Genomic DNA, 9380 nt, shown 5'->3' on the forward strand with positions numbered 1-9380 from the left:
CCAGGGTGCCGTTGATCGACCGGTTGGCGATGTCGCTGTAGGTCCAGCGGGTCTGCTTGGTGATGTCCTTGGTCTGCTCCTTGAGGCTGTCGAAGACGACGACCGTGTCGTAGAGCGAGTAACCGAGCGGCGTCCCAGTACGGGCGGCGGCCGTAGTCCGTGTCGACCTCGCGGATCATCGGGTCCCGGCCGTCCGCGAGGCGGGCCTGGTCGGCGGCGCAGACCGGGACCTCGCGGGGTGCGCCGCCCTGCGGGGTCCAGGTGGCGTCGGCGACCGAGGGGCCGTGGCGCGGGTCGAAGAAGCAGGGGGCCCGGCGCTCGGGCAGCGGGCGGCCCTCGCGACGGGCGGCGAGCTGGGTGAGGGAGAAGCGGCCGTCCTCCAGTGCCTGGGTGACCGACCGGACGTCCTCGGGTTTCGTGGCCGCCGCCATGTACGACTTCGCCTGCTCGTAGGCGTCGAGGGCACGTTCGTAGTCCGCGCGCATCGCGTCGTCGGCGCCGGGCTCGGACGGGTGGAATTCGAGACGGTCCAGTTCCTCGCCGAACGCGGTGATGTCCTCGTCGACGACCACCCGCAGCTTGTCGAGCGCCGCGCGCTGCTCCTCCTCGCGGCGGCGACGACTGCGCTTCACCAGCGTGTACGCGCCCGCGCCACCGGCGACCAGAACCCCGCCCGCGACGATCAGGGCGGTCGTGGAGACTCCCCCGCCGCCGTCCGAGGAGCCGCCCCAGGACGCGGGCGCCGAGCCGCCCATGCTGGCGAGCGCGCGGTCGGTGAAGTCGGTGAGCTGGGTCTTCGCGTCCTCGCCCTGGACGCTGGCGACCAGGTTCTTCACGGCCGCGTTCGACAGGACGGAGGAGTCGGCGCGGGCGTCGAAACGGTCGCCGAGGCGGATCGCGTAGAGGCCGGTGACGCCGGTGGCGGTGCGGAGGTTCGGGAAGAGGTTCGCCGTCGGGTAGCCGGCGGGGAGGACCGCGACGAAGACCGGCTTGTCGGCCTTCTTGATCCGCTGCGCGAGCGCGTCGGCGTCGGCGGACGACACCCCGGAGGCCGCCGGGTCGACGTAGACCGGGCCCTCGCGCAGGGCCTGGCCGATCGTCGAGACTCCGGTGTCCGCGGCGGCCGGGGTCGCCATGGTCAGGGCGGCGAGCAGCAGGGCCAGCAGCAGCCCGGGGAGGCTTCGGGTCCGTACGACGGCCTTCATGTTTCGACGCTACCCCGACGCCGGTCTCTTTGGTCGGTCCACCCGCGTCCGCTCGTCAGCCGCCGCTCACCAGCTGATCCTGGCCGCCACCGGCAGGTGATCGCTGCCGGTCCCGGGCAGCACCCACGAACTCCGCGCCCGCACCCCCCGTACCAGAATCTGATCGATCCGCGCGATCGGGAAGGACGCCGGCCAGGTGAAGCCGAAGCCGTTCCCGGCGGTCTCCTGGGCCGAACCCAGCCGCGAGGTGAGGGCGTGGAACGCGCGGTCATCCGTGGTGCCGTTCAGGTCGCCGAGCAGCACCACCCGCTTGTCCGGCTCGGCGGCGACGGCCTTGGCGAGCGCGTCCGCGCCGAAGTCGCGCGAGACCGTCCAGAATCCACCTCTGGGCATCACCCGCACGGACCCCAGGTGCGCCACGTACACCGCCAGCGGCCCACGAGCCGTGGCCACCGTGGTGCGCAGCGCCCGGACCTCCGCCGCCGCCTCCGCCTTCGACTGGGCCGGCTTGGTCTTCGCCAACGGCCCGGCATCGCCCCGTACGACATTCACCGGCCGCGTGTCCGACAGCGGCAGCCTGCTCCACAGTCCGACCGTGCCCCGCACCACGTGGTACGGGTACGCCTTCGCCAGCCCCTTCTCGTACGTGCCCCGGGCCTGATCGGTCAGCTCCTCCAGTGCGAGCAAGTCCGCGCCGGAGACGGCCAGTTGGCGGGCGGTGCCGGTCGGGTCGGTGTTGCCCGCGCCGACGTTGTGGCTCACCACGGTGAGGTCGCCGCCCGGGTGGGACCTGTCGGTGAGCAGCCCGCCGAAGAGGCTCAGCCACACCGTGACCGGCAGCACCAGCGCGACCACGGCGGAGGCGGACCGGCGCCACAGCGCCCCGGCGAGCAGCACCGGGACGAACACGCCGCACCACGGCAGGAGGTTGTCCAGCAGGCTGCCGACGCCTCCGACGTTCGGGATGTGGGCGTGCAGCAGCATGAGCAGCCCGAGCAGCAGGGCCAGCGCCGCGAACACCGGGCCGCGCTTCCAGGGTCCGAGAGGAATCCGGGGGATCATCACCCCGTCACCCAAGTCGGCCCGGTGTTGCCGTCACGTATGGGGTTTTCGATACGCGGACGATAGGTGCCGACTCCTACCATCGAACCCATGCGTGTGCTGATCGTCGAGGACGAGCCCTATCTTGCGGAAGCCATCCGCGACGGCCTGCGCCTGGCGGCGATCGCGGCCGACATCGCCGGTGACGGCGACACCGCGCTGGAGTTGCTCGGCGTCAACAGCTACGACATCGCCGTCCTCGACCGCGACATCCCCGGCCCCTCCGGCGACGAGGTCGCCCGCCGCATCGTCGCCTCCGGCAGCGGCCTGCCGATCCTCATGCTCACCGCCGCCGACCGCCTCGACGACAAGACCACCGGGTTCGAACTCGGCGCCGACGACTACCTCACGAAACCCTTCGAACTCCAGGAACTCGCGCTCCGGCTGCGGGCGTTGGACCGCAGACGCGCCCACAACAGGCCGCCCGTACGGAAGTTGGCGGGCCTGCGCGTCGACCCGTTCCGCCGGGAGGTCTACCGGGACGGCCGCTATGTCGCGCTGACCAGGAAGCAGTTCGCCGTGCTCGACGTCCTCGTGGCCGCCGAGGGCGGGGTCGTCAGCGCCGAGGAACTCCTGGAGCGGGCCTGGGACGAGAACGCCGACCCGTTCACCAACGCCGTACGCATCACCGTCTCGGCGCTGCGGAAGCGGCTCGGCGAACCGTGGATCATCGCCACGGTGCCGGGCGTCGGCTATCGCATCGACACACAACCCGAAGCCGAAAACTACGGAGCCGACGGAGCCGACCGTGGATAGGGCGCCCGGGTTGAGCGTCCGCCTCAAACTCACCCTCAGCTACGCCGGATTCCTCATGGTGGCCGGTGCCCTGCTGCTCACCGCGGTGTGGGTGTTCCTCCTCCGGTACGTCCCCGACCGGGCGATGCTCATCAACGCCGACGACCGGCCCACACAGGGCGTTTTCCCCGTCCGGTCCGCCCTCCTGGAGGTCTTCGCGCCGAGAGCGGCCGCCGTCCTCGCGTTCCTGCTGGTGTTCGGCCTCGTGGGCGGGTGGATCCTCGCCGGCCGCATGCTCGCCCCGCTGACCCGCATCACGGAGGCCACCCGCATGGCCACGGACGGCTCGCTCTCCCACCGCGTCCAACTGCCGGGCCGCGAGGACGAGTTCCGCGAACTCGCCGACGCCTTCGACGCCATGCTCACGCGGCTCGAAGCACACGACGCCGAACAGCGGAGATTCGCGGCCAACGCCTCCCACGAGCTGCGCACACCGCTGGCGATCTCGAAGGCACTGCTCGACGTGGCCCGCACCGACCCGGACCACGACACCGGTGAACTCGTCGACCGCCTCCACGCGGTCAACACCCGGGCCATCGACCTCACCGAGGCACTGCTCCTGCTCAGCCGCGCCAACCAACGGTCCTTCACCCGGGAACCCGTCGACCTCTCCCTCGTCGCGGAGGAGGCCACCGAGACCCTCCTCCCCCTCGCGGAGAAGCACGGCGTCACCATCGAGACCGGCGGCGACGTCACCCCCACCCGCGGCTCCCAGGCACTCCTGCTCCAGCTGACCACGAACCTCGTGCAGAACGCGATCGTCCACAACCTGCCCGAACAGGGCACCGTGTGGGTGACCACCGCCGTAGGCCACAGGTCCGCGGTCCTCACGGTCGAGAACACGGGCGACCCGCTCACCCCGCACCAGGTCTCGACCCTCACCGAGCCCTTCCAACGCGGCACCGAGCGCGTCCACACCGACCACGCGGGAGTAGGCCTCGGCCTGGCGATCGTCAAGACCATCACCGGCGCCCACGACGGCACCCTCACCCTGACCCCGCGCCCCACCGGCGGCCTCCGCATCACCGTGGAACTCCCCGCCAACTAGCCGTACCCCCCGCGCCGTTGAGGCAGCAGGGGGTACGGGGAAACCACGGGGCAGTCGCTACGCCGCCCGGTACGCCTCCTCCAACTTCTTCACGGCCGCCGCGTACTTACCCGTCAGCAGCAGATGGTCCGCGTCGGCGAACGGCTTCGACACCGCCGCCGTCACGTTCTGCCCCACCTTCGCCTGCACGATCAGCCGCGCCTTGGTGACGAGCGCCTTGCCCGTCTCCGCCGAGCGGGTCTTCGCCGCAGCGGCCTCCAGCGCCTTCAGGGCGGCCGTGCCACCCGTGGGCGTCTTCGTCACGGTCGTCAGGCCCCAGCCGTACGGGAACTGCGGATCGTACGTCGTGTCACCCACGTTGATCGGCAGCTGGGCCTCCGACTTCGGCCAGGTGACCGGGAGTTGGCCGGTGAAGGACCGCTTGCCGTAGAGGACGTCGGCCACACCGTCGCCCTCCGTGCCGGGCAGCCAGGAGGCCACCAGGGCGTCGATCTTGGGGAGTTGGTCCCCGATCAGCTGCGGGCGCCCGGAGACGATCAGCACCGCGCACTTCATCGCCGCGCACACCTTGTCCACGGCTGCCTGGTCGGCGGGGGTGAGGGTCAGGTCGTTGCCGTTGCCGACGTCTCCGATGCCCTCGGCGTACGGGGTCTCGCCGACGACGACCACGCCCACGTCATACCCACTCGTGGCGGCGGAGGCGTCCTTGGAGTACGTGACGTTGCCGCCGGCGTTCTTCATCCCCTGGAGGATCGTCGTGCCGGTGGTGTTCGTGCCGGACGCGCCCTGCCAGGTGATGGTCCAGCCGCCGGTCTGGTTGCCGAGGTCGTCGGCGTTGGAACCGGCGACGTAGACCTTCTGCGACTTCTTCAGCGGGAGGACGTTGTTCGCGTTCTTCAGCAGCACCTGCGACTCGGCCGCCGCCTGCCGGGCCACGGCCCGGTGCGAAGTCGAGCCGATCTTCGAGGCGTTGCTCGTGTCGGCGTACGGCTTCTCGAAGAGGCCGAGCTTGAACTTCTGGGTGAGGATGCGCGACACGGCGTCGTCGATCCGCTTCTCGGTGACGTGGCCCGCCTTCACCTCGGCGACGAGCGTCGAGCTGAAGTCCTTGTAGCTGTACGGGACCATCATCATGTCGACGCCCGCGTTGACCGAGGTGCTGACGTGGGACGCGTAGTCGCCGGGGAGCTGGTCGATGGCGTTCCAGTCGCTGATGACGAAGCCGTCGAAGCCCATCCGGTTCTTGAGGACGCCGTTGATCATGTCGGCGCGGGCGTGCATCTTCACCGGGCCGAGGCCGTCGCCGACGATGTCGAGCGAGGAGTAGGACGGCATGACCGTGCCGATGCCCCGGTCGACCGCCGTCTGGTACGGGGCCAGGTGGATGGCCTCCAGCTGCTGCCGGGTGACCGTGGTGACGCCCTGGTCGATCGTGTACGTGCCCGTCGTGGAGGAGCCGTACGCGGTGCCGCCGTCGCCGACGAAGTGCTTGGCTGTGGCGAGGACCTTGTCGTCGTCCTTCAAGTCCTTGCCGTTCGCGGCGCCTTGGAGACCCTGGATCATCGTCTCCATGGACTGCACGAGCGCCGGGTCCTCGCCGAACGACTCGTAGGAGCGGCCCCAGCGTTCGTCGCGGGTGACGCAGAGGCAGGGTGCGAAGTCCCACGGGACGCCGGTCGCGCGGACCTCACTGGCCGTCACCTCGCCTGTCTTCTGTGCGAGTTGGGGGTCGCGGGTCGCGCCGATGCCGATGTTGTGCGGCATGATCGTGGCGCCGGCCAGGTTGTTGTGGCCGTGGACGGCGTCGACGCCGTAGATCAGCGGGATCTGGAACCGCGTTGCCTGCGCCCGGAGTTGGAACGAGTCGATCATCTTCGCCCAGGCCGCGGCCGTGTTGGGCGTCGGGGTCGAGCCGCCGCCGGAGAGCAGGGAGCCGAGGTCGTAGGTGGCGACGTCGGCGCCGGTGCCCACGCCGCCGCGCTCGGCCTGGGTCATCTGCCCGGCCTTCTCCTCAAGGGACATGCGCTTCACCAGGTCGGCGACGCGCTTCTTGATGGGCAACTTGCTGTCCAGGTACGGCAGTCCGTGCGCGTCGACGACGACCTGCGGGTTCTCGGTCGGGGCCTTGGCGCCGGTGACCGTGAGCTTCAGCGGGATCGTCTCGGCGTTCTCGGCCGACCTGTCCTTGAGCGTGCGGACCTTGACGGTCTGGGTGGCGCCGGACGCGGTGCCCGCCGGGAAGGTGAGCGTGCCGGAGACCGGGGTGTAGTCCTTGCCCGAGGTGGCGGTGCCGGTGTCGGACGCGTAGGCGACGGTCACCGGGTCGTCGAGCGGGACGGCGCCGGTGGTGGCGACGGTGACCTTGACCGCGGCCGTACCGCCCTCCTTGACCGGGTAGACCGCCGAGTCGGTGGTGACGGAGGCGCGCAGTGACTGGTCCGCCTTGCCGTACAACTCGACGTCGTCCATGGCGAATTGGCCGTGCACGCCGACCGGGAGGGTGACCGCGTAGCCCCACATCTCGTTGAGGCCGAGGACGTGGTCGATGCCTCCGACGGGCTGGTAGTCCGTGCGGTAGACGAAGTTGGTGAACGGGATCTCGATCTGCTTCCAGCCGGTGAAGTCGTCCGTGAAGGACGTCGTCCACAGCTCGGAGGCCTCGCCGTTCGCGCCGCCGTCCTTGATCTCGAAGTTGGTGGCCTTGCCGGTGTTCTGGCCGTCCCACCAGAACCGGATGCCTTGGTGCGCCGACCAGTCGTGGCCTGGCTCGGTCGCGGCGTAGTCGTGGGTGAAGCCGCCGTAGCCGCTGATGTCGTACGTGCCGGTGAGTACCTTCGCGCCCTCGGGGGCGTCCGGTCTCGCCGTCAGGGCGAGTTGGGGCGGGTCGTCGGTGTCACCGCCCCAGGTGAAGATGCCCTCGGCGGGCTGGCTGGCGAAGGGCACCTCGCCCTCGAAGCGGTCGACGGGGGTGGGGGCTGGATCGGCGGCGGCGGCCGCCTGGGAGACGGCGGCCGGTGACAGCAGCGCGGCGCACAGGGCGGTGGAAACGAGCAGGGCGGTTCTTGGCATGGACCTTCCCTCGGCTCTGGAGCTCTGGTTCACTCTGGGTTCGCACAGTTCACTCATGACTTAGATCACGCCGTGAGTTAACTAACGGCCCGCAGACCCGTCAAGACATCTCGTCAGGAAGGGCTAACGCATCCATGTCCAGGAGAACCCCCCGCACGGCCCGGCTGCTGCTCGCCGGACTGCTCTCCGTGGCCGGCTTCACCGCGGCCGTACCCCCCGCACACGCTGCCGGTGAACAGGTCACGGCCTGGCTCACCACCACCGACGACGCCGCCGGACGCCATGTCACGCGCGGCCTCCAGGCCCAGACGCCGTTCGCCTTCTCCTCCGGGACGGGCGGCAGCGGCGAGAACATCACCGTCGACGAGAACACCCGCTACCAGACCTTCACCGGGGGCGGCGCGTCCTTCACGGACACGGCGGCCTGGCTGATGAACAGCAGCGGCGCGCTGTCGACGGCGACGCGGAACGCGACCATGACCAAGCTGTTCTCGCCGACCGACGGCATCGGCCTGTCGTTCCTGCGCAACCCGATGGGCGCCTCGGACCTGGCGCGGTACGGCTACTCGTACGACGACGTGGCCGCCGGTCAGACCGACCCCAACCTCACCAACTTCTCCATCGCGCACGACCTCGCGGACGTCGTCCCGCTGACCAAGCAGGCGCTCTCACTCAACCCGTCTCTGACTGTCATGGCCTCGCCATGGACGGCACCGGCGTGGATGAAGGACAGCGGCTCGCTCAACGGCGGCTGGCTGAAGTCCGAGGACTACGGCGCGTACGCCAACTACTTCGTCAAGTACCTCCAGGCGTACAAGGACCAGGGCGTTCCGGTCTCGTACGTGACCGTCCAGAACGAGCCGACGTGCTGTTCCGGCTACCCGTCGATGAGCTGGAACGCGTCCGGGCTCGCCTACTTCACGAAGAGCGAGCTGCTGCCGAAGCTCAACGCGTCCGGCCTGACCACGAAGGTGCTGGCGCACGACTGGAACTGGGACGTGTACGACTCGTACGCGGCCTCGACGGTGGACGACGCGGCCGTCCGCTCGAACCCCAACTTCGGTGGGATCGCCTGGCACGGCTACGGCGGTGACATCGCCAAGCAGACCACCGTCCACAACCAGTATCCGACGCTGGACGCCTTCGGCACCGAGCACTCCGGCGGCACCTGGATCGCCAACCAGCAGCGCGAGGACATGAACAACATCATCGACTACACCCGTAACTGGGCGAAGTCGGTGACCAAGTGGTCGCTGGCCGTGGACCAGAACATGGGCCCGCACAACGGCGGTTGCGGCACCTGCACCGGCCTGATCACCGTGCACAACGGCGACGGCGCGAGCGGGACCGTCGACTACACCGTCGAGTACTACACGATGGGCCAGTTGACGAAGTTCGTACGGCCGGGAGCCCAGCGGATCGCGTCCACGGCGTCCACGAACGTGCCGAACGTGGCGTGGCGCAACCCGGACGGTTCGAAGGCACTGATCGCGTACAACGACGCCTCGACCGCGAAGACCGTCACCATCAACTGGGGTGGCCAGCACGCGACTTACTCCCTGCCCGGCAAGACGTCCGCGACCTTCACCTGGGCGGGGACGCAGGCCGGCGGCGGCAGCCAGACCGGCGCGTTCGTCGGCCTCGCGAGCAAGTGCCTTGACGTGGCCGGGGGTTCGACCACCAACGGCACGGCCGTCCAGCTCTACGACTGCAACAGCTCGACCGCCCAGCAGTGGACCGTGGGCACCGACGGCACGGTCCGCTCCCTCGGCAAGTGCCTTGACGTGACGTCGGCTTCGACCGCGGACGGGGCCAAGGTGCAGTTGTACGACTGCAATGGAACCGCCGCGCAACAGTGGTCGTACAACGCGACCACCGGTGATGTGGTGAACACGGCGGCCAACAAGTGCCTTGACGTGACGGGCAATTCGTCGACGAACGGAGCGAGGGCGCAGATCTGGACGTGCACGGGGGCTGCCAACCAGAAGTGGCACTTGCAGTAGGCGGGGCGGGTCATGTCCCGCCCTCGACGGGGGCCTGGCACTCCAACAAGTTCCTCGACCCGGTCCACGACGGCGCCGTCCTGCCGATCCTGCACCTCAACGGCTACAAGATCGCCAACCCGACCGTGCTGTCCCGCCTGCCCGAGTCCGAACTCGACG

Annotated in this window: 5 protein-coding genes and 3 pseudogenes; 4 read left to right on the forward strand and 4 right to left on the reverse strand. The window is 69.7% G+C overall.

The window, feature by feature from the left end:
* From ACNFOC_RS45070 to ACNFOC_RS45080, 3 genes and pseudogenes are all read right to left on the reverse strand, one after another.
* A pseudogene (locus ACNFOC_RS45070) lies at positions 1-133 on the reverse strand (protein translocase subunit SecF); the annotation flags it as partial.
* Positions 129-1205 (reverse strand): annotated as a pseudogene (locus tag ACNFOC_RS45075) (hypothetical protein); the annotation flags it as partial. The pseudogenes ACNFOC_RS45070 and ACNFOC_RS45075, both read right to left, overlap by 5 nt.
* Before the next feature lie 66 nt (positions 1206-1271).
* The gene (locus ACNFOC_RS45080; RefSeq protein ID WP_416964800.1) at positions 1272-2267 is read right to left on the reverse strand and encodes an endonuclease/exonuclease/phosphatase family protein; all 996 of its coding nucleotides are present in this window, start codon (positions 2265-2267) and stop codon (positions 1272-1274) included.
* A 90-nt stretch (positions 2268-2357) separates the two neighbouring features.
* On the opposite strand from ACNFOC_RS45080, the gene ACNFOC_RS45085 reads away from it, so the two are divergent.
* On the forward strand, positions 2358-3062 hold the full coding sequence (locus ACNFOC_RS45085; protein ID WP_416964801.1) for a response regulator transcription factor: 705 nt from the start codon (positions 2358-2360) through the stop codon (positions 3060-3062).
* The gene (locus ACNFOC_RS45090; protein ID WP_416964802.1) at positions 3055-4149 is read left to right on the forward strand and encodes a sensor histidine kinase; all 1095 of its coding nucleotides are present in this window, start codon (positions 3055-3057) and stop codon (positions 4147-4149) included. Before ACNFOC_RS45085 ends, ACNFOC_RS45090 begins: the two co-directional genes overlap by 8 nt.
* A gap of 57 nt (positions 4150-4206) precedes the next feature.
* On the opposite strand, the gene ACNFOC_RS45095 is transcribed toward ACNFOC_RS45090, so the two are convergent.
* Entirely contained in the window at positions 4207-7218 is a 3012-nt protein-coding gene (locus tag ACNFOC_RS45095; protein WP_416964803.1) for a glycoside hydrolase family 3 protein, read from the reverse strand.
* A 134-nt stretch (positions 7219-7352) separates the two neighbouring features.
* Here ACNFOC_RS45095 and ACNFOC_RS45100 point away from each other — a divergent pair, with 134 nt between their 5' ends.
* Positions 7353-9221 (forward strand): ricin-type beta-trefoil lectin domain protein, encoded by a 1869-nt coding sequence (locus tag ACNFOC_RS45100; protein ID WP_416964804.1) that lies wholly within the window; start codon positions 7353-7355, stop codon positions 9219-9221.
* 26 nt (positions 9222-9247) lie between these two features.
* Positions 9248-9380 (forward strand): annotated as a pseudogene (locus ACNFOC_RS45105) (phosphoketolase family protein); the annotation flags it as partial.

It is taken from the genome of Streptomyces colwelliae (assembly GCF_048158785.1).
Classification (GTDB): domain Bacteria; phylum Actinomycetota; class Actinomycetes; order Streptomycetales; family Streptomycetaceae; genus Streptomyces.